We start from the raw sequence: 23348 nt of genomic DNA on the forward strand, positions 1-23348 counted from the left end.
TCATTATGTGTCCTTTATTAAACTAACAGCGAAACCACTTTTTTTTATTTATCCTTGACTTAACTTTGTAGTCCCATTTCAGGGATTTAACAACATCTTCTAACTTCTTCAAACTAATGCGGAAAATTTTATTGGGAAGTTGGTTACTTTCACTGCTATTCTGTTTGCCCCTACTGGCGCAGGATGTAGCTGTTAGCGGCCGCATTACTTCATCAGACGACGGCTCTACCCTACCGGGTGTGAGCGTGCAGGTAAAGGGAACTACCCGTGGGGCAATTACCGATGCCGACGGGAACTATAAAATCAGTGTGCCAGCCGATGCAAGACTAGTTTTTAGTTTCATTGGCTATACAGGACAGGAAGTGGCTGTTGGCAACAAGACCACGATCAATGTATCGCTGGTAGCTGGCTCGCAGAGCCTAGACGAAATTGTGGTTACAGCCCAGGGTATCGAGCGCGACAAGCGGTCGCTGGGGTATGCAACGCAGGAAATTGGTGGTAACATTCTGGCGCAACGCTCAGAACCCAACTTGTTGAACGCCCTTCAGGGGAAACTGGCTGGCGTAAGCATTACGGGTTCCAGCGGAGCACCCGGTGCCTCAACCAACATCAACATTCGGGGTATTACGTCGTTCAACGGCAGTAACCAACCGTTAATCGTTGTGGATGGTATAATTTTCAGCAACGACGTTAATACCACGCAGAACACCCTATTCGGCTCGCAGCCATCCAACCGCCTGGCAGATATCAACCCCGAAAGTATTGAGTCGGTAAACGTGCTGAAAGGACCTGCGGCTGCTGTACTTTACGGTTCACGGGCTTCGGCGGGTGCTATTGTCATCACAACAAAGTCGGGTCGTAATCAGAATAACAAAACGGAAGTAACGGTCAACTCGTCCTACAACGTTCAAAACGTATATGGCATACCCAAATTCCAGAATGATTACGGCCAGGGAGCCAACAACCTGCTTACGCCAACATCGAACAACTCATGGGGGCCTCCGTTTGTGGGTGGTCCAACGTCGGTAACGAACGCGCAAGGGTTGGTTGTACCGTATCAGGCTTACCCAAACAACGTTCGCGATTTCTACAGGCAGGGCAGTATTCTTCAAAACTCGGTCAATATTGCTTCCGGCGATGCGACGCGCAATTATATTATTGCTATTGGTAATACGCTACAGAATGGCGTTGTTCAAAACTCAAAGTTCAACCGGACAAACGTGCAACTCGGCGGTGAATCGAGATTGCAGAATGGCCTGAAAATAAGTGGTACAGGCACCTATGTACAAACCGTATCGCGGGGTATTCCCGGCGGTAACGGAGCCAGTACCTTTGGCCAGATTACCCGTATTCCGCGCAGTTATGACCTTGCTAATGAGGTCTACCAGGATATTAACGGCAAGAGTGTGTATTTTACACCAGCGACCAATAACCCGCAGTGGAGTGTCAATAACGAACGTCTGGATAGCCAGGTTGACCGCTTCTTTGGGAATTTCCAGTTAAGCTATGATGTGGGCAAATGGTTGACTATCGCTTACCGTGTTACAGGCGATACGTATACCGACCGTCGTAAGTTGACGTTACCCATTGGTTCAGGTCGTGCGCCCCTGGGCGAAGTTCAACAGGACAATTTCTTCCGAAATGAATTGAACGGTGACCTGTTGATCACGGCAAAAAAAGACAATATCTTTCTGGATGGTCTGAATGCCAACCTGTTGCTGGGTAATAACATTAACCAACGGAAAACACAGGAGTCTGCTGCCGATGCCGCTTCATTGACGCTGCCCGGTTTCTATAATATCAACAGTGGTACGGTGTTCACGGGTACGTTTGAAAACTCAAGTGTACGTCGTCTGGTGGGTTATTATGGCCAGTTATCGTTGAATTACAACAACTATCTGTTCCTTGAATTATCGGGACGTGCCGACCAATCCTCTACGCTGCCCAAAGCGAACAACACCTATTTCTATCCGGCAGCCTCGGTTAGTTTTGTGCCTACCGACGCGTTTAAAATTAACTCCGACGTACTTTCGTATGCGAAAATACGGGCTAGTATAGCCAAAGTCGGCCGTGATGCCGATCCGTATCTGTTGAGCACTATCTATACAACTACGGCTTATGGCAACAACGTAGCCAGCATTACTTACCCATTAGCACCCAACAATACCCCGGGTTTCAGCATTGGCACCCGGATTGGCAGCAACACGCTCAAGCCTGAGTTTGTCACGTCTTATGAAGCAGGCATTAACCTCGGATTTTTCAAGAATCGTCTGAGCATTGATGCTACTTACTTCGACTCAAAAAGCACGCAGCAAATCTTCAACGTAGCCGTATCGAACTCATCGGGCTTCGATACCCGCACAACGAACGTTGGTGAACTGCAAAACCGGGGCGTCGAACTGGTGTTAAATGCAACGCCAATACGCGTTGGTGGCTTCAAATGGGACGCTACGTTGAATTACACCTTCATTAGAAACAAAGTCGTGTCTATTGCGCCGGGTGTTGTTTCGTCTAACATTGCCGGTAACTCGTTTATTGGTATAGCCCCATCTATTTATGAAGGCTACCCATATGGTGTCATTGTTAGTACAGCCAATAGCCGGGTACAAAACACGAACCCCACTGGTTTGTATTATGATGCAACGGGTCAGTATGCAGGGCAGTATGTTGTGAACGGGTCAACCGGGCAGTTTGCTCCGGGTGTTGCGAACTCGGTTATCTCAAATCCACAGCCTAATTACACCGCCGGTTTGACGAACACGTTCTCCTACAAAGGCCTTGCCTTGTCAGTGTTGGTGGATACCCGTCAGGGTGGACAGCTTTTTTCCTTCAACGCTGTTGATGCCCGCTCCAATGGCTCACTGTATGCAACAACTATCGACCGCGATCAGCCTCGTATTCTACCCGGTGTTATTCAGAATGCCGATGGTTCGTTCCGGCCGAATAACATTCAGTTACCCGCCCAGACGTACTGGGGCGCGTTGGGTGGCTTAGCGTCTGAAGGTGCCGTTTATGATGCAACCGTTTATCGTTTGCGCGAAGTAGCCCTGAACTATACGTTACCGAAGAGCCTGCTGGGCAAAACGCCATTCGGCACTATTTCGGTGGGTGTGAGCGGTCGTAACCTGTTTTTTTACGCACCTAACTTCCCGGCCGATCCTGAAACAAACACCCAGGGTGCCGGCAACATTCAGGGCCTTGACCTGAACGGACCACCAAACACCCGGAACTTCGGTGGAAATATTCGGCTCACGTTCTAATCACTCTCTTCATTCGACTGACTCATGAAATTTATACTTCCAAAAGGCTATCTGCTGATTCCTTTCTTCCTGGGAATGGGGGCATGCAGCAATTATCTAGATGTTAACGTAAGCCCAAATAACCCGATAAGTGTTACCCCTGCGGTACTACTGGCGGGAGCAGAAGGGGGCAGTGCATTTGCAAATGCCAACGAACTGAATCGGTTTGCATCGGTGCTGGTGAACCAACTGGCGGGCGCGGCCAATAGTCCCGCTACCTACGACATTTTCCAGACGAACAGTGCCGATTTTGGCAACCAGTGGACAGGTGAACTTTATAACGGGCCGTTGATCAACTACCAAAAACTGATCGAGTTGGGCGATGCAACGAACTCTAAGGCGTATTCGGGTATTGCCAAGATTATGAAGGCTTATACCTTCAGCATTGCTACCGACGTTTGGGGCGATGTGCCATACTCGCAGGCTTTGCTTGGCGAAGCAAACACAACGCCACGGCTGGATGCACAGGCAGATATCTACAAAGGAAATGCCACGGCAGGCATTCAAAGTCTGTTTGACCTTGTTCGCGAAGGCATCAAAGACCTCGACGCTGCGTCGACACTAAAGCCCGCTGGCGATGACATTATCTATGCGGGTAACCTGACCAAATGGAAACAGGCGGGCAATACGCTGCTGCTGAAATTTGCAGCGACGATCAGCCGGAAGGAACCCGCTCTGGCAACCACTGTCATCAATGAAGTTCTTACTGGTGCGAACTACATCACATCCAACAGTGGTGATATGAATTTCGCTTTCGGTTCGAGTGTAGGCAGCCAGGACCCCCGGTATACCTATACTTTCGTTAGCTCGTTTCAAAACGACCAATTGTTAAGCACTCGGTATCTGAACCTGCTTACGTCATTGAATGACCCGCGCCTGCCTATTTTCTTTACGAAACCAGGCGCTAACTATGTCACAATTGATAATGGTTTCCGGGGTACATTGCCGACACCCGTGGCAAACTGGTCGCGGTATAACAAGTACGTTACGGGTAATTCGGGCGAGGGGCCCGTTCGGTTAGTGACCAATTTCCAGCGGGCATTTATTCTGGCCGAAGCAGCTCTCCGCCTGGGAACACCCGGCGACCCACAGGCCCTGTATACGGAAGGTATTACGGCTTCTATGACGCTAGCGGGTTTAACACCGGCTCAGATAACGGCTTACCTGACGGCAAATCCAGCGGTGGCAACACTAAGCGGAACGAACGAAGAGAAGATCGCGCAGATCATCACGCAGAAATATATTGCCTTCACGGGCAACGGTCTGGAAGCCTGGAATGACTATCGGCGGACAGGTTATCCGGTTTTGCAGCCTTCGCAGAACGCAGCCGGTATCGACGGTACACGGCCGGTTCGGGCGGTTTACGTTAGCAATGAAGTTCAGCGGAACCCAAATTTCCTCAATCCATCTCCTCAATCGAACGTTCGCGTCTGGTGGGATATCGACTAATTTTTAACGGCCTCAAACACGCAATTGCATGAAAAATATACTCATAAATATCCTGTTACTTACCCTGCTTGCCGGGAGTAACTTCTCCTGCAAAGACGATCTGGTTTATAGCGATCTCGTTCGGGATAACCGTCCGGCGGTTCCGGTAACATTTACTGGCGCAACGACTTACGGCTTCAATCCATTTATTGTTACGTCACTGGCAGCGGGGGCACCAATTCAGTTTACGCTGTCGATTCCTGCTTCCAGTGGTCGTACTATCAAGGAGATCACTAAAATTGTTGGGGGCGCTACGGGCATTAACGTGGCTACGCTGAATACGGCTACGGCTGCCACGGCTTTTAATCCGGCTCCCATTGCCGGCAGTGGCACCACCGCTGTTTTCACCACAACGCTGGCCGCGTTCAAAGCAAAGTACCCAAATGTAGCAACGGCACCTGTTGCGCTGCCTAACTACACGGAGATTCAGTTTTTGTTTCTGGTGACGCTCGATGATGGTACGCAAATCGTGCCTACACCTGTTCGGGTACGAATCGTGGCGTAAACGCTGGTATATTTATTAGGTTGACAATAGAAAGCCTCCCGAGCAATTGGGGGGCTTCCTGTTTTTATAGATATAACAAAGTATGTGCTGTAACCTGATCTATCTACCAACCCTTTATAAATTCCAGGCTACCTATTGAGATCCATGCAAAGTGCTTATAGTGAGGTTGACTAAGTTTGCTTCGACGTCAGCAGAACAAACTCATTCAGGATGAGAAAACAAGCAACCATTCAGCCTTTGGCAGTCGCGGTATTTATCCGAATAGCTACTAAGTATTTCCAGGAATTTTACAAATAATGGGTTAAAAATATATTTTGCAGAATATAAAAATAGCCATATAAACTACGGAAAACCTATACAAGAAATTAATTAAATTTTAATAAAAATATAATCTCCCGTATGTACCTATTGATACTATAACGGACACATTTTATTGTCTCTGAGTATTTATTACTAGGTATAAGTTTCCTTCTTTTGTGGTACTAAAATACATTTTATTACAGAATTAAAAGAATAAATCCAACAATATATACTATTTATCCTGCTTTATATGGAGTGAATTGGAAACAGGAATTAACATGAACATACTAAACTAATTACATCTAAATCAATCTCTAGCCATGTATTTCCTCCCTCCAACTCATCTGGAATCGATATTGTTATCATATTTCCCTACTACAGCCTTCATTCGGTTAATGACTAATGCTTAAAAAATAATATTTCATAATGAAAGCAAAATTTTGTGTCCTATTAGAATATTACAAAATTCCTTGCAAAATTATAGTGTCAGTTAATAATCTATAAATTAACTTTGTATCCCTGTTTTCAGGATTTACAATATGTTTTAACTCATTCATTCTTATGCGGAAAATTTTATTGGGAAGCTGGTTGCTTTCACTGCTATTCTGTTTGCCCCTACTGGCGCAGGATATAGCTGTTAGTGGCCGCGTCACTTCATCAGACGACGGGTCGGGTCTTCCAGGCGTGACTGTACAGGTAAAAGGCACTAACCGTGGTACAACCACAGATGCCAACGGTAACTATCGTGTTAGCGCATCAGGCAATAACACACTAGTTTTTAGCTTCATCGGCTATTTAACACAAGAAGCGGCTGTCAATAACCGCACATCAATCAATGTTTCTCTGGCTGGCGACTCTCAGCAATTAAGCGAAGTAGTCGTTATTGGATATGGCACCCAGACCCGTCAGGATGCTACCGGAAGCATTTCATCGGTGAAAGGAGCTGCTATTGCTCAGATGCCTATCCAGAGCTTTGAATCAGGTCTGGCCGGTCGGTCGCCGGGGGTTCAGATCACGGTGCCAAACGGCGTTTTAAACAACCCGCCGGTTTTCCGGATTCGGGGCACAAACTCCATCTCGCTTAGCTCTTATCCATTGATCATTGTGGACGGTGTTCCTACGTTCACTGGTGATCAGGGATCGACGAATGCACCGAGCAACCCACTGGCCAGTATCAATCCAAGTGATATTGAAAGCATGGATGTGGCTAAAGATGCTGCCGCAACAGCCATCTACGGTAGCCGTGCCGCCAATGGTGTCGTTTTCATTACGACCAAACGGGGTAAGTCGGGTAAAGTACGGGTTAATTATGATGGCTGGGTTGGTGTGTCAAGCACCTATCGGTTGCCAGAAATGATGAACGCCAGCCAGTATATTAACTACAAGACGTCGGCCGTTGCTAATAACCCGACAGCGTCTGCGGTGAAGTTTACGCAAACCAACGATGCCAATGGAAACCCTATCGATACCAAATGGTATGACTACATCTACCGTCAGGGGGTTTCGCAGAACCACAACCTGAACGTTTCGGGTGGTAGCGAAAATACGAACTATTACTTCTCGGTTGGCTACACAGGCCAGCAGGGTGTTATCCGCAAGAATGATTTTAACCGGATCAATGCCCTGTTCAATGTTGACAGCAAACTTAGCAAGCTGTTCACCATTGGCGGTAAAATTGCCATCTCGAATGAGCGGAACCTTGCTGCCGGTACATCCGGCTCATTAAACGGCGAAGCTTTCAATACGAGTGGTTTAGGCCGGGTTGGTCTTGTTTTGCCTCCTATCCTGTCGCCCTACAACAACGATGGTACATATAATGTGAACGGTTCGGCTATTGGTGTAGCCAACAACATTGTAGGAACTTCCGTTTCGTATCCTAACCCGGTCCCTACGTTAGACCTGAACAGGTCGAATACGGAGAACAACCATATTCAGTCGAACGCTTATTTACAGTTCAAGCCCCTCGATTGGATTACATTGAAAAGCACCTACGGTATTGATTACCTGCTGATCGACAACGATGTATTCCAGGCGCCAATCACCAGTGATGGCTACAGCTTCAACGGTAACGCCACGAGTAACTTCCGTAAGCTGAAAACCTGGTTGTGGACCAATACAGCCCAGTTTGACCGTTCGTTTGGCGGTGCGCACAATTTCAGCTTACTGGTAGGTCAGGAACAACAGCGGTCAACGACGCTGGGTTATGGCTTAAACCGCCAGACTCTGTCTGATCCAAACTACACGGTGATTCAGGCGGGTTTTGTGACCAGCAACGCATCGACCCTGGCCTATGGTGAAAACTATTTACTGTCGGGTTTCGGTCGGTTGAACTACAACTACAAAGAGAAATATTTCCTGAGCGGCAACTTACGGCAGGATGAATACTCGGCCCTGGGTCAGAAAAAAGGTACATTCTATGGTGTATCGGCTGGTTGGGAAATCACGCAGGAAGGTTTCTGGAAAGCAGCTTCGCTCGACAATATCTTCAGCAGCTTCAAACTCCGTGGTAGCTATGGTAAAGTAGGGAACATTGGCAGCATCAACGATTACTCGCCCTACTCGCTTTATGCTTCCGGCTTATACGGTGGTGCGTCAACGCTGGCGTTCAACGTGGTAGGCAACCCGGCCCTTAAGTGGGAAACCAGTACAAAAACCGATATCGGCTTTAACTTCGGTTTGTTGAACAACCGGATTACGGGCGAGGTAGCGTACTACAGAAACAACATCGACAACCTGATCCTGAACGTAGCCCAATCGCCGTCTACGGGTATTCCGGGTACATTATCGAGTGTTGCTTACCCACCTCAGAACGTGGGAACGATGTACAACAAAGGACTTGAGATTGCGCTTAACGCCCGGGTTGTTAACACGAAGAATTTCCAGTGGAGCTCTAACTTCAACATCACCTTCAATAAGAACGAAGTAACGTCGCTGGCTCCCGGTTTGAATGTACTCCAGACAGGTACGTCAGGCCTGGAAACGGTGAACCAGACACAGCCGGGTTATTCGCTGGGTCAGCTATGGGTTGTTCGGACAAACGGGGTTGATCCGGCAACGGGCAAACGGATTTTCCTAAATTCGGCTGGTCAGAACGTGTATTACCAGTTTTATGCGCCTGCCGGTGAGTTTAACTACTCGACCACAGCCGATGGTAAAACCAGGTACGTAAGCCCAACAGGTGGCACGTCGATCACACAGGCCAATGACGCCGTTATGTATGCCAATGTAAACCCTAAAATTTACGGCGGCTGGGATAACAACATCAAATACAAAAACTTCGACCTGGGCTTACTGCTGACCTATCAATTGGGTTTCTCGGTATACTATGGTACGAATGCCGGTTTGCATGACCAACGTTTCTGGAACAATGCAACCGACGTGCTGACCGATGCGTGGCAGAAAGAAGGCGATGCAGGTAAAAAATATGCAAGACCTGTATTCGGCGATAACACCTCAAATGGCTCGGCCTTCCCGATGGATATCAACGTCTTTAAAGGTGATTTCCTGAAAGTTCGGTCACTTACACTCGGTTACACACTCCCAGCTGCATTGCTCTCGAAAGCTAAAATCAACAGCCTGCGTGTGTACGTAAGCGGTCAGAATTTGGCAGTATTGACGAAATACCCTGGTCCAGATCCGGAAGTATCGTCAAATGGTGCTACCAGTAATGGTGGACAAGGCGTTGACAGAAACACAGTCGGAAACGCCCGGACCTTTACGTTTGGTGTAAGAGCTGGATTTTAATTAAGACACGAAGAAACTCATGAAAAATAAAGTAAACTATTCAGCAGCATTATGCCTGTCGCTGCTGTTAGGAGCCAGTTCCTGTAATAGAGATTTGCTCACCCCGATTCCACAGACATCCGTGTCTGATGCATCGGCCTTCAGCACAACGACCCGTGTGCAAACACAGCTTCTTTCGCTGTACGGAGCCCTGAAAGATGGCAATTTTTACGGCGGACGCTATGTAATCTATGGCGACATCCGGGGCGAGGATTTCATCAACGAAACCTCTAACCTGGTTACCGGGTCGGATGTTTGGGGACTGAACGCTACCAACAGTGCTACGGCAGTTGTGAACCTGTGGTACTTTGCATACCTGACTATCAACCGGTGTAATATCTTTATCGATGGCATGGAAGCTGGTGGTACCACGGTTGTTGGCGCCGAGACTGCGGCTAAATACATTGCAGAAGCCAAGTTGATCCGGGCGTTAAGCTATTACAGCCTGCTGCAATATTATGCCCGGCCTTATGCCGATGGGAACGGTAGCAAACCCGGTCTGCCTTTGCGCCTGAACGGCATTAAAGGTGTTGGCCAATCGAATCTGGCCAGAAGCACAGTTGCCGAAGTATATACACAGGTTCTGAAGGATTTGAACGAAGCCGAAACGGGTTTACCTTCCACATACACGGTTGTTGCTGACAATACGACCCGGGCGCATAAGAACACGGCCATTGCCTTAAAAACGCGCGTGTATTTAAGTATGCAGAATTATGCCAGTGTTATTACGGAGGCTAACAAAATCGTAAGTGCAACGGCTCCGTTCAGTGCACCCACGGGCGTAGCCCACAAGCTGCAACCCGATATCACGACGGTATTCACAACCTATGCCAATGCGGAGTCGATCTTCTCGATGCCGATGACTACGACAACAGGCGATTTTCCAGGTACGCAGAACCAGTTGGCCTATTATTTTTCGCCGAATAAAGCGAATGGTGGTGTTGGTAACGGCGAGTACTCGCTGAACCCAAGAGGTATTATTGCTGAACCGACCTGGTCAGCTACCGATAAACGACGGTCGTTCGTTAAGCAGTCGGGTACAACTACCGTTAAAAACTGGCTGGTGAAATATAAAGCAGATAGTCCTTATACAGACTGGGTACCGGTCATTCGCTACTCGGAAGTATTGCTGAATCTGGCAGAAGCCAAGGTTCGCAGCACAAACACGGTCGATGCTCAGGCCGTTGCCTTGCTTAGCGCGGTTCGTAACCGGTCTGATGCCGCCACAACGTATACGGCAGCCAGCTTCGCTACATCGGCCGACCTGACTAACGCCATTCTGTTGGAACGGCGAATCGAATTTCTGGGTGAAGGCTTACGGAATAACGACCTGATGCGGTTACTCCAAACCATTCCGGCCAAAGGAACGGTGCCAGCAAAAGCACCTACAGAACCGAATTACGTATGGCCAATTTCGGCTTCGGAACTGGCGCTGAATAACCTGGCTACAGACAACTAGTCAACAACAAGTTTCTCGTTTAAAGAAGGCCCTCTAAGCAATTGGGGGCCTTCTTTTATTTGACATAACGTGAATTATGGATAGACTTTTAAATAAGTACCTAAAATTCAATAGGTTGTCTTTGTCATCCCGACGATAGGAGGGATCTTCGGTAGAGAAGGAACTCTTCAGCTCACCGAAGATCCCTCCTATCGTCGGGATGACAAAAGCGCATAGTTTACTTCTTTAAGCATCCATAATTCACGTTAACATAGAGACTGTTTAAATAAAGAATTTTTCAACCACAGAGCCGGTCCGCCGTTGCGGCACAAAGGGCACAGAGGTTTAAAGGGTTACTTTTTACCCCCTTAAACCTCTGTGCCCTTTGTGCCGCAACGGCGGACCGGCTCTGTGGTTGAAAAATTCTTTATAATCATCTGGTTGGCCAAATAATAAATCCGTATAAACTACAATTTAGTCCTTATTTACGTTATTTAAGCGTTAGTTGTGTTCAATATCAGCCATGCATCTACTCAAATCCTACCCGCTTTTCCCACTCTTCATCCTTAGGCTTTTTGCTACGGCACAGGCACAGCAGCCACCCAGCAACTGGCCTTACCTCGACCCTGCTGTCGACTCGGTGGCGGGCATTAGCCTGTATCGGGCTTATGAGTTGTTAAAAGGTAAACCATCAGTGCCGGTCATCGTTGGTGTGCTGGATTCGGGCGTCGACGTCGACCACGAAGACCTGCGCGATGTAATCTGGCAAAACCCAAAGGAGATTCCCGACAATCAAACCGACGATGATAAAAATGGCTATGCCGATGATGTACACGGCTGGAATTTCATGGGCGCGAAAGACGGAACAACCTACGAGTATGACCAGCCGGAGATTACGCAGACGTATGTTGTCCTGAGAAAAAAATACGACCAGATTGAGCCTGACAAGGTTAAACCTGCCGACAAACGACAGTACGATACCTACCAACGAGCGAAAAAACAGTTTCTGACTCGCTATCAAGCCACTCAACCTAAACGCATCGCGTTGAGCGATACTATAAAATTCTGGCAGATAGCCAGCCAGATCGAAGTAAAACTACCCGACACGATTTTATCTCAAGCCATAATTCGGCAGGTCAACCTCGGCACCGACTCGGTGTCCAGGGCTGTTCAAACCATTTTAGCAGATGCTTATTTCCCGCAATACGGCTCCTTTTCGGCCTACTCAACGCTCATTCGTCGGAACTGGACGCGGTTTCAGCAAATTATGGGCAGTGAAGCTATGATTGGTTTTAACCCCGACTATAATCCCCGAACATCGGTTGGCGACGATCCCGGCAACTTAACCGAGCGCTATTATGGAAGTCCGCGAATGTTGATTGGCCGCTCGCAGCAGCTGGCCATGCACGGGAGCCATGTGGCGGGTATCATTGGTGCCAAACGCGGCAATAACCTGGGTATCGACGGCGTTGCCGATAACGTTCGGATTATGCCCGTTTCAGTCGTGCCGGCTAACGGCGACGAGCGCGATAAAGATATAGCCAATGGCATTCGTTATGCGGTCGAAAACGGGGCGAAGGTTATCAATATGAGCTTCGGCAAACGACTGTCGCCGTTCAAGGAGCAAGTCGATGCGGCCATCCGGTTTGCCGAAGAACACGATGTGCTGATTGTTCACGCGGCAGGCAATAACGGCGAAAACTACGATTCCTTACCGGCCTATCCATCGGCTAAGTACGAAAATGGCCAAACAGCTCAGAATGTGTTGGTCGTTGGCAACAGCACCTGGCGCGTTGGCAAAGACCTTCCCAGCCGATCGTCTAATTATGGGGTGCAAACGGTCGATATTTTCGCTCCCGGCACCGATATACTGTCGACGCTCCCTAATAACCAATATGCCAGCTTTTCGGGGACCAGCATGTCAGCCCCCATGACGGCTGGTGTAGCCGCTCTACTCCGCTCCTATTTCCCAAAACTTACCGCCGTTCAGGTTAAAAATATACTACTGAAAAGCAGCTATAAACCCGACGTTCAAGTCCGGAAGCCGGGGCATTCAGGCCAGCAGGTGCCCTTCAAAAACCTGAGTCGTTCGGGCGGATTGTTGAATGCGTATGAAGCCGTGAAGATTCTATCCGAACCGCCGGGCGGCCCCGCGGGATTTTCAGGATTTAAATGATTTTCAGGATTATCCAAAGCACTTAAATATCCTGTAGGATTTGTTTAGTTTCCTTGGTAGTAAGTGTTTCGGATAATCTCGAAAATCATTTAAATCTTGTAAAAATCCCGGTCACCAAACTGTTTCCTGCTTATCGTGCCAGAATTTCCCGGTTTCGGACTGGGGGGCATCGGTAGCCAGCCATACGATTGTTTCGGCGCCTTTTTCAACGGGTCTACTGGCATTGGGGCCGCCCATATCGGTACGAACCCAGCCCGGATCAACGCAGTTTACAGCAATGGCCTGACTTTTCAGGGCCGCTGCAAATTGCTTCGTCACAGCGTTGAGGGCTGTTTTTGAGATACTATAGGCAGGCGCGTAGGTTTGCATATTCGTCAGCGATCCGGCTCCACTCGAGACATTGATAATCCGACCGCCAATATGGCTTTTTTGCAGATGCTCCAGAAAATCCTGAATCACCAGGATTGGCCCGGTCACGTTCGCTTTCAGCGTCCGGTCAAGCATTTCGGCATTTAGGTCGAGGATATCCGCGCCGTGATCTTCGAGAACGCCAGCATTATTGATCAAAACATCCAGATGATCGGCCTTTTGTGAAAGCGTTCCACAAGCCGTTCGGATACTTACCGGATTAGTTACGTCGATTTGAATAAACGTGGCTTCATAACCCGCATGGCAAAGCTCTTCGGCAGCTTCCCGGCCTTTGGCTATGTCGCGGGAACCAATAAATACAGCGAACCCGCGCTGGGCCAGCTGCCGGGCAATTTCTTTACCAATTCCTTTATTTGCCCCTGTAATGAAGGCAGTGCGTTGGTGTTCCGTTTTCATACTTACTTATTTACTACACTCTACTTACTCCGCTTTTGGACAAAATGTTTGCGAAAGTTAACCGTACCCTCAAACGGACCGACCGTTTCCTAAATGCTGTTGTATAAATTAGTAGATTAGCGACTAATCTTACATAATCAATTTGCCAACTCAGTATCCAATGAAATCTTTGTCTTTTCTTCTGACGCTTACTCTCCTGCCGATTGGTCTTTCTGTAGCCCAAACGACACCAGCCAGTACCACAGTAACGTCGACCAGCACAAACCGCCAGCAAGAGCTCTACGATGAGCATCACGGCATTACAAAGAAACCAAAAACAACGCCAGCAGCAACGAAACCAACGACGTCGGCCACCTCGTCAACAGATCGCACGCCAACGACGCCTAGAATCGACGAACCTGCCTCTACTCAACCCACAATAGCTACCGACAAGCCGCAGCAAGTATCCGGCACCAGCAGTACATCCAATGTGAGAATCGGCATTCGGGGGGGCGTTACATCCTCTGTTTTTACGCAGGCAGAGACCGGTGTTAAGCCCGCTCTTGGCTTCGTGGGCGGTATATCCTTCACCTTTGGATCGGGCACCGTTTCGTTTCAGCCAGAGATCAACTACAGCCGGTATGCGCAGAAAGTAACGGACTTTGGTTTTACCGACACTCAGGCTGTTGATGTGCTTGAAGTGCCTTTATTCCTAAAGTTTTCAACGGGAACCTATGCCGGCAGTCGCTTCTTCCTGAACGTAGGTCCCTATGCAGGCTATAGAATGAACATAAGCCAAAACGGCAAGACAATATCACTTGACGGCACCAAAGGGCGTTTTGGCTTCGGTGCGGGAGCGGGTATCGGGACAGCGATAAAAGCCGGACCGGGTCATGTTACCCTTGAAATCCGCGGTCTTTATCCGTTAGGGGATGTAGATAATGGGTTCAATACAGATTCACAGAGAATCTTTGCTCAGGGAACAATTGGCTACATAGTCCAGTTAGGAGGCCGATAATCGAAAATATTTCTCATAGAGTGGGTTTTAAAATGGCGACGACCGGTTGGGCGTCGCCATTTTTGTTTCCATCTTAAGTAATCACGCAAATTTAACTTTCATTTATTAACTTGCAGTATGAGCCGACCAAAACGCTGCATCTCCTTGTCTGACACCGAGAAACTTACTTTACAGGAAGCCATCAAAAACCACCCTAAGTACGAGTTTAGACGGGCTTGTCAAGCATTACTTTGGAGTCATAAAGGCTTCTCGGCCAAAGAGGTAGCAGGCCACACCGAAGTCTCCCAGCATTCGGTTGGCAAGTGGCTTTCTGCCTGGCAAGAACTGGGTTTGGTCGGGCTCATGCGCCAAAAAGGGCAAGGCAGAAAACCCTAGCTAGCTAGTAGGGATGAACTAAAGGACTTACCGGTGGCGCAAAGTATGAGCCGCAAGGGAAATTGCTGGGATAATGCGGTTGCTGAGAGTTTTTTTAAGACCCTCAAGTGCGAGATGGTCAATCATACTTATTTTGCCACGCGGGCAGCGGCTCGGTTGGCTACTTTCGAGTATATCGAGGGATGGTACAACCGCCGACGGAAGCATTCAGTATTGAATTACCGCACGCCCAGTCAACAGGAATCTTATTTTTACACTTCCTCAATGGCCGCCTAAAAAATCTCCACTATACTGTTGCAAGTCCACACTGGAAAATGAACAGATACCGATTGGCTGCCCTGTTGCCGGATCATAACAGACTTCCGCAAAGAAGTTGCTTAGTTTATAGAGCTGGCGGATGCGGTAGACATCTGCTTGCCTGGTTAGGGGCACGCCCCACAAGAGTAAGGCGCCCTGTCGGATGAGGAAAGGTTTAAGGTCGAAGGCCTGACGTGAAATATCCATCTTAGCAACGGGTTAGTTGATGATCAAGTAACGAGTAACCCATTCGTGCTGACCCGCTTACCCCGGATTTCGTGAGGAAAAGGTCTCATCCGTCCCTTTCCACAAGCGGACCATTGGCTTATTCCACTGCTGGCTACCTGAACCATCAACCTACCCTCCCGTTTATCTGACCGGGTAGATCGCTAACCAATCGGGTTTGCCTCTACTTTTCGCCTGATCGCCCTATCGGGACTCACCACTTCTGGAACGAACCGTACAACCGGATGTTGGTCAGTAATTAGCCCTCCATGGCAACCCATACCTCTGATTCTCCTCAGCCCCTGGCTGAGCTGGTTGCTTACTTATTTGCCCGGCGGGAAGCCATTCTCAATCAATGGCGTGCCGCCTGCGAACAGGATTCCGCCCTGGGTAAAGTTCCGGCTCTAAGCCGCGAAGAGTTCAACAACCTGCTGCCCATTATCCTGGATATCCTGGAACAACGCTTACTTAATGAACTCCTGGTAGCGGATCCTGCTACCACCGCTCAGGCGCACGGGCTCCACCGCTGGCATAAAGCCCATGGCCTGATGGATACCTTGCAGGAGTTGCATTTGTTGACTCAGACCCTGTTCGAGGAACTTGCCCTGTTTGGCCAGCTCTTTCCTCACATCGATCGGGACTTACTTTTGAAAGTACCCTGGCAGATAACCCGGCTTATGCAGGAGACTGTCATGGGCAGCGTCCAGAAGTACCATGAGTTGCAGCACTTACAGGTCACCCAACGGGCCAATACACTGCAACAAGCCCTCGATCAGATGACAAAGCTATCCCAACAGCGGGGTGATATTCTACGCACCTCGACCCACGACCTGCGGGGCAGCTTCGGCATTCTTAACTCGGCGGCTTATCTGCTCAAAACCGAAGACTTGAGTGAGGAAGAGCGGGCTCAGTTTATGGACATGTTAAGCCACAATCTGACCAGTGTGCAGGGTATGCTCACCAGTTTGATGGATCTGGCCCGGCTGGAAGCGGGTCAGGAGCCCCTTCAGCTCGAATCGCTGGATGCGGCTAAGCTGCTTCATGAACTGGTGGCTAGTGCCCAGCCCCTGGCGGCTGAACGGGGCATTGTCCTGCGGGCGGATGGCCCTGCTACACTACTGGTCGAAACGGACCGGGTCAAGCTCCACCGGATTGGACAGAATCTGCTACTCAACGCCCTCAAGTACACCCCCTCCAGCCCGGGTCATCCGGGTATCGTCTCGGTTTCCTGGTCGGTTGAAGGCGACTATCGCTGGTCGTTTAGTGTGCAGGATTCGGGCCCGGGCCTGCCTGCTGGCACCGTTGGGCAACTGGGTCAGCAGCTTCGGCCGACGGTCGAACCAACCAGTGTGCTGGGGCCTGATCAGAGCGAACCGGTAGCCGTTTTACCCGAGGGCATACCCGCTGGGGTGACCCCGGCTGAACAGGCCTCCTCCGCTAATTCATCTACCAGGGGAGAAGGCGTTGGTTTACAGATTGTCAAGCGGCTGTGCGAACTGCTGGATGCCAACCTGGATGTGGAAACCAAGGCCGGTCGGGGTACCCTGTTCCGCGTTCGGTTGCCGGTTCATCAGGGCCGTTAAAAGGATCGAACGGGTTATCGGAAGGGTGGGGCCACCGTATATAGCCAGTACTGGCTAAGGGATTCAAAGTAGGTCATCCACTGGGGATAATCAAGGGGTTTAACGATGTAGGAGTTGGCTCCCAGGTGATAGCTGGTCTGGATGTCATCGGAGCTTCCCGAGTGACTCAGCAATGTTACGGGAATTAGTCGAAGGGGTGAGGTAGTTGCTTTCAGGTGTTGTAGGAGTGTCCACCCATCGTCTTTACGGGGCAGGTATAAGTCCAGTAAAATCAGGCGGGGCAGGCGTTCGTGCTGGCTTATCAGCTCGTTGAGCTTGTCTTTGGCTTGTTCACCGGTCGTTGCGATCAACAACTCCACGTTGGGCATACATACCTTCATTACCTTCTGGATGAGGATACAATGCTGCGGGGTATCATCGATCAACAGAATCTTAGTACCCCGGAGACTAGATTGGGATGGGTATGAATCGTTCATGATAAGTGGCACTGGCCTGGATACATCTGGTTAAGCGTTCGATTTTGATAACTGGATCAAAATGAACGGGGCTCAAACGGTGCCTTTTCGTAAGGCAACGGCCAGATAGGGATTGGCTTATGTTGATGTGAAGAGGATGTATCAGCGCTTTTTCTGCACCCGTTAATTTGCGTATATACACGTAATAGCTACGCTTGCGAGCTACTTAAAGTTTAGCTTGAAAAGGGAAGGAAAAATACAACTCGGGCGTAGGTGGTATATGGCTACTGGTTAGCCAGTTTTGAGTCCACCATGTCAACCGTGAAAAAGGGTAATTTTTTAGATAGCAAGATGTGTTTTTGTCACGACAAAAACCTTTTCTTTGCGAGAGCAAAGGAACCTAAATACGGAGCCTCCGAAGTCGGCCCGCAATAAGAGTCATGAAGGAAAAAGACAAATGGTACAAAGGGGGCAGACCTGAGATGAAGCCGGAAGAACGGGCTACCAGAGTGGTTCAGGTTCGCTTCACCCAAGCGGAGTATGATCAGCTTTTAGCTCGAAAGGCTACCGTCAGGACGCTCACCGTATCCACCTACGTACGGGCAGTCTGTCTTAACAAGCCGCTTCGGTTAAAGCCCGAGCGCTCGACTTATCAGAATATTCTTCTATCGCTGATTCAGGAGACCAGGAGCGATGTCTTGCGGATTGGCGTCAACATAAACCAGGCCGCCAGGCGTATCAATAGCACCACCGACTACCAGGACCTGCAACGGGAAGTCAATAAGATGGCCAGTGATATGGCCCGCTTTGACGCTCAATTAAGGGAGGTGATGGGTACCATTTTAAAGGATGGCGGTGAAGTATAGGACTTTTATAAGTGGCTTATTTCTTAGTCTGGCTGCTACTAGAAAGAGCTGTATCAATGGTGGCTATGGACTATGTAATTGACGCGATTTCATTAGGGGCCTCCGTTTGATCTGGTTTAAGCGGCTTTTATTTAGCTCTTAAAGAAACAAAGATTGGCTTATCCAGTTAGTACCCCATGACCACTATTGATACGACGGATTGGCTGCTAGTCGTCAAAGATGAGGAAGTCCAGTATGCTTTTCTGCGCGTAGCCCTGAAAAGCATACTCCCTGAAGTGCACACAGTCCATGCCACTAATGTGATCACAGCCTTGAGCTATCTGCAAGCTTGTTTGATTGAGCAACGACCGCTGCCCCGGTTGATTTTGTCTGATTTGTATTTATCCCTTCAGCCGGAAGGATTTCATCTAGTGGGCACCATCGACAGTACCTCTGCGGGCATGACTCACTTATATCAGCTCTTGACGAGTTCTTTGAGCAATTCGGTTGATCAACCCGCGATCCCTCAAGCCGAGCCCGCTTATATGGATAAGCCGTCTGTATTTACGGAGTGGGAGGAGTTTCTGGTTCACATCCAGACGTATTGGCAACGGGGGGCGACGTCATCTCTAAACAGACATTTTGTTTCTTCGCCCAACTGACCAGCTAGTTGTGACGAACCACTAAGAATTTTTTGGCCCTACGTTATCGAATAAGGACAAGCAATGTTATGCGCTTAACCTGACTATCTCCTAGGGCTCAAGTAACAAATAGCCACACACAGCTAGGAACACGATCGCTAGTAGTAAGGCGATTCCCATCATGACGTCAAGCGTCCGACCGATACTTAGAAATGGCTTTTTCTTCTCCATCTTGCGAGTTACGTGGAAAGCCAGAGACTGACAATACTAATCCGTAAATTCAATACGTACTCCTTGAGCAAAAGCAGGTAGACTGTCAGGCGCTTATCCCTACGGCCAGATCACGGGGAGAGGTTTACTAAAAAAGCCTAACTGGGCTGCAGTCAGGCTTTCCCATTATGACGTTTTATTCACTAAGTCAAAAAGATACGCCCGAAGAATTACCGGGGCAAGCACTCGATACTCTGGCTAACCGTCTGCTTTAGGCGCCGCAGGGCTTTCTGATTACCCTTCTGCGAGTCGAGCAAATTCAATTGGCCTTGGCAGGCAATCAAGTTCCAGCTATGCCCATAAGGTACCGGATCGGGGGCTGATTCAAGCACATCGACCAGCGACTCCTGGATGCTTAAATAAGTGTCCAATACCTCATCAGAAGATGATAAATGAAGAAACGCTTCAGCCGCCCGGCTAAGAGCGGATAGCGAGCTTTCGGAAGGGGCTGTAGACAAGTGGGTCATAGTATATCAAAAAGGCTCTTTAGGCTGTCAACACGAAGATAAATCTAAAGCTGGAATTACTTCGTGTAGGAAGTGCCGGCATAAAACATATTTTTATTTTTGCGCCTGCACGTTTGACCCAACATCCGGTTTAGAGTCATTCAGTTTCCTCCAATAAAACAGCGAAGAGATGCCCCTTAGACTATAAAACGGCAACGTAACGAGTCCGGGGTTATACACTACAGCGTTACGTTGCGTTTCACAAAACGAATGGCAAGGTAGGTATATAAACCAATCGCCGATGTCGCCTCAACAGCTTCCAGATAGTTTTTCTCGTAGATTCCCGTTTTGATGTCTTGCACCCAGTCTACCAGGGCGTAACAATAACCGGTGAAGCCCACAAAGGCGCTTATCAGCAGAAGAATCACGAAGAACGTTTGGCGCATGCTAATGTAGTCGTTCAGGTCAGGCAGGGTACGGAGTAGGTTTGATCAACTTAGATAAAAATAATCAAAGGCCGAAGCAGAGCCCCAGCCTGATTTCCCACTTTTAACCTACATCACCCCTTATTTTTAGATTGGTATCGGGAAATACTCCCTGCATATAGAACCTATGTAGCTATGTATATTGCTATAAGCTAGTTTCACCGTATAATATTCTCTTTCGCTGAAACAAAGAAATACTAATTGAATGTAAACTACAAGTTTACTTTTAGTTTTATATGTAAATTTATTAATAGGACGGATACGTAGTTATTACTAGTATCAAGTTGGCGTTACTGGCACTTTATTTAGGGCTTAGTTTGCAGGGTTGGTTCTGCCGAGCGTGCCATTTTTACTTGCTGCTTTTATAAGCTTATATTTGAACTGGCCGCCCCTGTAAAAGCTTGATGATGGCGGATAAACGCGACTAACAATTTACAAACCTACCGGTTAGAGTAATGTAAATAAACTGAAAGGAATAAAACCCAGGTGCCATGCGTCCGGGGCTTTATTTTAAGGCGTCAGCATCGTAATCACCCCATCAACACGTAGCAGAAAGATGAACACTGCATTTTGGTATTGCGTATCAGCGCCTAAGGCGTAATGCTGAACCATCTTTTGAAAAGCACGCCTGGCGTACTCATCCAGCATGTACCAGGCCTGTACATAGGCAGGATCACGGTTATTGTCTTGTAGCAGCTCAGCGAACAGGGATCGAATTTTGTAAAATGGAGTCGAATGGCTTCTGGGCCGGCATTATGAGGAGAACGGCTTCTTTTGCCCGTTTTGGCTCCAATGGCTTTAACTAAACAAAGCCAAAAAAGGGCAGCCATAGCCACCCCTTTTTACTAGTTTCCCTGATGAAGTTTCTTGCCCGGCCAGTACAAATAGAAGGATCAGGCATGGGATCATTTGATTGATCAATAGTCCAGTCAGAGTAATGGCATCGTTTATGCATTCCCCGACATTGCTTTGCGGGCCTACCACGCACTCGCCATTTCATCGACCGACTTAAGGTCAACCTGAACGGTAGAAGAATCAATGGCCGTTTGAGCGAGGGCTTGATAAATCAGTTTCACGGCCTTCTCGATGCGAAGCCAATTCTCATCCCTACGCAGGTCCAATCCAATGACAGGCCGGTCATAGTGAGACTGTAGCGTCAGATACGACAGGGCTCCCAGCATCACGGCCGAAACAGCCTCATGATCACTTCCCTTAACAAAACTCAACTGGTTAACCAACTGAGTGAGCTCTCCGTCAAGCGTCATGCTTACCGAATCAGATAAGGCACTGTTCTCCTGCACAGTAGCCTTGAGGATCTCCCGGGATGAACGGGAGGCTCGTAGTTGACGAAATACCTGAAGCGCATTCCCCGACCAAATCGACGCTAAGTTTTCAGGATGAGCAGGCTGAATTTGCGCCACCCAGTCTGGACTGTAATGCGGAACCAGACGGCCTATCCGCACGTAATACTCAATCAATCCCGGTAAGTTGCCAAAATACCGGTAAAGAAGGACCTTGCTGATACTAGCCTTTTGTGTAATTAAATTTATGCTGACGCCTTCAATGCCGTGTTCAGCTAATACCTCTTCCAGGGCATTCACCATACGCTTTATGGTGGATGCCCGATTGCGTTTAATTTTCTCCAAGATTAGTTGTATCCAAAGTGTAAGTAGCCACTCCAATGCAGGTCGTTAGTTGCCCCTGAGTGCAATGGGGGCAAATCGAACGAATTAGCCCTTAGTAACTAGATTAAGTAGATTAGAAAGAAAAAAGTTTGTCTCAGCCGATAAAAGCTCATAAAAGAGAGTTGACAAAATGCGCCAGAAATTTAGGCGTGCGTTTGCCTGGCGATATGATTGCTGACGGTTGACACAACTAGCTGTAATTCATCCAGACGTATAGGTTTCTGTAAACGATCACTAGCCCCCAGTCGCAAAAAATCTGCCCGTTGCGGCTCGGCTACTTCCGCTGATAACATAATCAGACAGGCCTGCCGACAGCTGGGATGGAGCAGCAGCGTACTGAGCCACTTCATCTCTTCTCCATCCGGTACTACTCCATCCATTACCAAAGCCACCGGCTTGTCTTTGCCCAGTGAAGTCGCTGACAGAAACTCAGTGACCGAGCTAAACCAATACAGGTCTAAATGCTGCGCCCATTGACGAAAGCCATGCTGCCAGAATATATAGTCATCTTCGTCCTCATCCAGTAAGGCAACCCAGGGTTTCAGTGTGTCCATCGTAAGTGGCGTGTATCCAGTTGTGGAGGATAGTTGTTTACCTTAATTCCATTTATCCCCAATTTGTTAGATACAGGTAAATAATAATCGATGAAAGCAACTTCACTAAAAATGATGTAGTATTGAGTTATTAACAGGATTTTACCTGTTTTTGCAGCCGTAACAACTTGACCATGAATCAAAACACGTACCCTTGCGTCTTCATCGCCGACGATGATGAGGATGACCGTTTCCTGCTAAACCTGGCTTTTGCCCGGCACAGCCCCCAGTGCCGACTGGTCTTTGCCCATGATGGGTTGGCCCTGCTTGACGCCCTGTCCAGTAGTAAAACAACCCCGGAGTTGATCATTCTGGATCTGAACATGCCCCGGCTCAATGGCCTTGAGGCGCTCAAAGTGCTGCGGCATCAACCACTTTATCAAACGACGCCCATTGTTATGCTGACCACCTCGGAAGCGGATCATGACCGGCAGCAGGCTGAGCAGCTGAGGGCTAATGAGTTTATCACCAAGCCCATGAACTCCGAGTTGCTAGGACAAATTGTCACCCAGCTGCGCGTCAACTGGCTGGAAGGCAACTGTTGCTGAGTAGCCGCCTATCCACCATCCGGTGGACCAAACGAAAAGCCCAACTACTTGAGTAGCCGGGCTTGAAAAGTTGATCGTTGAGTAAGTCA

General features: G+C 48.6%; 19 protein-coding genes and 1 pseudogene. 13 read left to right on the forward strand and 7 right to left on the reverse strand.

Translation table 11 applies throughout. The features are described from left to right. The first annotated feature begins 116 nt into the window (after nt 1-116). The 6 genes from CWM47_RS33050 to CWM47_RS33075 all read left to right on the forward strand — a co-directional run bounded on the left by CWM47_RS33050 (nt 117) and on the right by CWM47_RS33075 (nt 12989). Entirely contained in the window at nt 117-3260 is a 3144-nt protein-coding gene (locus CWM47_RS33050) for a SusC/RagA family TonB-linked outer membrane protein (protein WP_100992801.1), read from the forward strand. Nucleotides 3261-3284: 24 nt separating this feature from the next. Further along, on the forward strand, nt 3285-4748 hold the full coding sequence (locus CWM47_RS33055; protein WP_100992802.1) for a SusD/RagB family nutrient-binding outer membrane lipoprotein: 1464 nt from the start codon (nt 3285-3287) through the stop codon (nt 4746-4748). Between the two features lie 28 nt (nt 4749-4776). Next, a complete protein-coding gene (locus tag CWM47_RS33060) occupies nt 4777-5292 on the forward strand; it encodes a hypothetical protein (RefSeq protein WP_100992803.1) in 516 nt (171 codons plus the stop codon). A gap of 861 nt (nt 5293-6153) precedes the next feature. Beyond that, the gene (locus tag CWM47_RS33065) at nt 6154-9336 is read left to right on the forward strand and encodes a SusC/RagA family TonB-linked outer membrane protein (RefSeq protein WP_100992804.1); all 3183 of its coding nucleotides are present in this window, start codon (nt 6154-6156) and stop codon (nt 9334-9336) included. A gap of 19 nt (nt 9337-9355) precedes the next feature. After that, complete coding sequence (locus CWM47_RS33070; protein ID WP_100992805.1) at nt 9356-10834, forward strand: RagB/SusD family nutrient uptake outer membrane protein; 1479 nt, start codon at nt 9356-9358, stop codon at nt 10832-10834. Nucleotides 10835-11336: 502 nt separating this feature from the next. Then, the gene (locus tag CWM47_RS33075; RefSeq protein ID WP_100992806.1) at nt 11337-12989 is read left to right on the forward strand and encodes a S8 family peptidase; all 1653 of its coding nucleotides are present in this window, start codon (nt 11337-11339) and stop codon (nt 12987-12989) included. 111 nt (nt 12990-13100) lie between these two features. Here the strand turns inward: CWM47_RS33075 and CWM47_RS33080 are convergent, their stop codons facing one another. Then, nucleotides 13101-13814, reverse strand: a complete 714-nt coding sequence (locus CWM47_RS33080; protein ID WP_100992807.1) for an SDR family oxidoreductase — start codon at nt 13812-13814, stop codon at nt 13101-13103. A gap of 160 nt (nt 13815-13974) precedes the next feature. On the opposite strand from CWM47_RS33080, the gene CWM47_RS33085 reads away from it, so the two are divergent. From CWM47_RS33085 to CWM47_RS33095, 3 genes and pseudogenes are all read left to right on the forward strand, one after another. Then, a complete protein-coding gene (locus CWM47_RS33085; protein ID WP_100992808.1) occupies nt 13975-14811 on the forward strand; it encodes a porin family protein in 837 nt (278 codons plus the stop codon). A gap of 117 nt (nt 14812-14928) precedes the next feature. After that, nucleotides 14929-15186 carry a helix-turn-helix domain-containing protein gene (locus CWM47_RS33090; RefSeq protein ID WP_100992809.1) on the forward strand — a complete coding sequence of 86 codons (258 nt, stop codon included), beginning with the start codon at nt 14929-14931 and terminating at the stop codon, nt 15184-15186. Between the two features lie 39 nt (nt 15187-15225). Next, nucleotides 15226-15462 (forward strand): annotated as a pseudogene (locus tag CWM47_RS33095) (integrase core domain-containing protein); the annotation flags it as partial. Here CWM47_RS33095 and CWM47_RS33100 read toward each other — a convergent pair. Continuing rightward, nucleotides 15448-15690 carry a hypothetical protein gene (locus CWM47_RS33100; protein WP_100992810.1) on the reverse strand — a complete coding sequence of 81 codons (243 nt, stop codon included), beginning with the start codon at nt 15688-15690 and terminating at the stop codon, nt 15448-15450. The pseudogene CWM47_RS33095 and the gene CWM47_RS33100 sit on opposite strands and share 15 nt — an antisense overlap. A 287-nt stretch (nt 15691-15977) precedes the next feature. On the opposite strand from CWM47_RS33100, the gene CWM47_RS33105 reads away from it, so the two are divergent. After that, nucleotides 15978-17291 carry a sensor histidine kinase gene (locus tag CWM47_RS33105; RefSeq protein WP_100992811.1) on the forward strand — a complete coding sequence of 438 codons (1314 nt, stop codon included), beginning with the start codon at nt 15978-15980 and terminating at the stop codon, nt 17289-17291. Nucleotides 17292-17305: 14 nt separating this feature from the next. Here the strand turns inward: CWM47_RS33105 and CWM47_RS33110 are convergent, their stop codons facing one another. Continuing rightward, entirely contained in the window at nt 17306-17767 is a 462-nt protein-coding gene (locus CWM47_RS33110) for a response regulator (protein WP_100992812.1), read from the reverse strand. A gap of 419 nt (nt 17768-18186) precedes the next feature. Between CWM47_RS33110 and CWM47_RS33115 the strand changes: the two genes are divergently transcribed. After that, complete coding sequence (locus tag CWM47_RS33115; RefSeq protein ID WP_100992813.1) at nt 18187-18612, forward strand: plasmid mobilization protein; 426 nt, start codon at nt 18187-18189, stop codon at nt 18610-18612. 176 nt (nt 18613-18788) lie between these two features. After that, the gene (locus tag CWM47_RS33120) at nt 18789-19253 is read left to right on the forward strand and encodes a hypothetical protein (RefSeq protein ID WP_100992814.1); all 465 of its coding nucleotides are present in this window, start codon (nt 18789-18791) and stop codon (nt 19251-19253) included. 419 nt (nt 19254-19672) lie between these two features. Here the strand turns inward: CWM47_RS33120 and CWM47_RS33125 are convergent, their stop codons facing one another. From CWM47_RS33125 to CWM47_RS33140, 4 genes are all read right to left on the reverse strand, one after another. Further along, a complete protein-coding gene (locus tag CWM47_RS33125) occupies nt 19673-19969 on the reverse strand; it encodes a hypothetical protein (protein WP_100992815.1) in 297 nt (98 codons plus the stop codon). A 218-nt stretch (nt 19970-20187) separates the two neighbouring features. Continuing rightward, complete coding sequence (locus CWM47_RS33130; RefSeq protein ID WP_100992816.1) at nt 20188-20394, reverse strand: hypothetical protein; 207 nt, start codon at nt 20392-20394, stop codon at nt 20188-20190. A 1016-nt stretch (nt 20395-21410) separates the two neighbouring features. After that, entirely contained in the window at nt 21411-22079 is a 669-nt protein-coding gene (locus CWM47_RS33135) for a TetR/AcrR family transcriptional regulator (RefSeq protein WP_240625581.1), read from the reverse strand. Nucleotides 22080-22261: 182 nt separating this feature from the next. Further along, nucleotides 22262-22672, reverse strand: a complete 411-nt coding sequence (locus CWM47_RS33140; RefSeq protein WP_100992817.1) for a DNA-binding transcriptional response regulator — start codon at nt 22670-22672, stop codon at nt 22262-22264. A gap of 173 nt (nt 22673-22845) precedes the next feature. Here CWM47_RS33140 and CWM47_RS33145 point away from each other — a divergent pair, with 173 nt between their 5' ends. Continuing rightward, entirely contained in the window at nt 22846-23259 is a 414-nt protein-coding gene (locus CWM47_RS33145) for a response regulator (protein WP_100992818.1), read from the forward strand. Nucleotides 23260-23348 lie beyond the last annotated feature (89 nt).

It is taken from the genome of Spirosoma pollinicola, from assembly GCF_002831565.1.
GTDB classification, from domain to species: domain Bacteria; phylum Bacteroidota; class Bacteroidia; order Cytophagales; family Spirosomataceae; genus Spirosoma; species Spirosoma pollinicola.

Bases quoted from the DNA above. Each gene is read 5' to 3' on its own strand.
- CWM47_RS33050 (WP_100992801.1), top strand. From the start codon at position 117: ATGCGGAAAATTTTATTGGGAAGTTGGTTACTTTCACTGCTATTCTGT.
- CWM47_RS33055 (WP_100992802.1), top strand. From the start codon at position 3,285: ATGAAATTTATACTTCCAAAAGGCTATCTGCTGATTCCTTTCTTCCTG.
- CWM47_RS33060 (WP_100992803.1), top strand. From the start codon at position 4,777: ATGAAAAATATACTCATAAATATCCTGTTACTTACCCTGCTTGCCGGG.
- CWM47_RS33065 (WP_100992804.1), top strand. From the start codon at position 6,154: ATGCGGAAAATTTTATTGGGAAGCTGGTTGCTTTCACTGCTATTCTGT.
- CWM47_RS33070 (WP_100992805.1), top strand. From the start codon at position 9,356: ATGAAAAATAAAGTAAACTATTCAGCAGCATTATGCCTGTCGCTGCTG.
- CWM47_RS33075 (WP_100992806.1), top strand. From the start codon at position 11,337: ATGCATCTACTCAAATCCTACCCGCTTTTCCCACTCTTCATCCTTAGG.
- CWM47_RS33080 (WP_100992807.1), bottom strand. From the start codon at position 13,814: ATGAAAACGGAACACCAACGCACTGCCTTCATTACAGGGGCAAATAAA.
- CWM47_RS33085 (WP_100992808.1), top strand. From the start codon at position 13,975: ATGAAATCTTTGTCTTTTCTTCTGACGCTTACTCTCCTGCCGATTGGT.
- CWM47_RS33090 (WP_100992809.1), top strand. From the start codon at position 14,929: ATGAGCCGACCAAAACGCTGCATCTCCTTGTCTGACACCGAGAAACTT.
- CWM47_RS33100 (WP_100992810.1), bottom strand. From the start codon at position 15,690: ATGGATATTTCACGTCAGGCCTTCGACCTTAAACCTTTCCTCATCCGA.
- CWM47_RS33105 (WP_100992811.1), top strand. From the start codon at position 15,978: ATGGCAACCCATACCTCTGATTCTCCTCAGCCCCTGGCTGAGCTGGTT.
- CWM47_RS33110 (WP_100992812.1), bottom strand. From the start codon at position 17,767: ATGAACGATTCATACCCATCCCAATCTAGTCTCCGGGGTACTAAGATT.
- CWM47_RS33115 (WP_100992813.1), top strand. From the start codon at position 18,187: ATGAAGGAAAAAGACAAATGGTACAAAGGGGGCAGACCTGAGATGAAG.
- CWM47_RS33120 (WP_100992814.1), top strand. From the start codon at position 18,789: ATGACCACTATTGATACGACGGATTGGCTGCTAGTCGTCAAAGATGAG.
- CWM47_RS33125 (WP_100992815.1), bottom strand. From the start codon at position 19,969: ATGACCCACTTGTCTACAGCCCCTTCCGAAAGCTCGCTATCCGCTCTT.
- CWM47_RS33130 (WP_100992816.1), bottom strand. From the start codon at position 20,394: ATGCGCCAAACGTTCTTCGTGATTCTTCTGCTGATAAGCGCCTTTGTG.
- CWM47_RS33140 (WP_100992817.1), bottom strand. From the start codon at position 22,672: ATGGACACACTGAAACCCTGGGTTGCCTTACTGGATGAGGACGAAGAT.
- CWM47_RS33145 (WP_100992818.1), top strand. From the start codon at position 22,846: ATGAATCAAAACACGTACCCTTGCGTCTTCATCGCCGACGATGATGAG.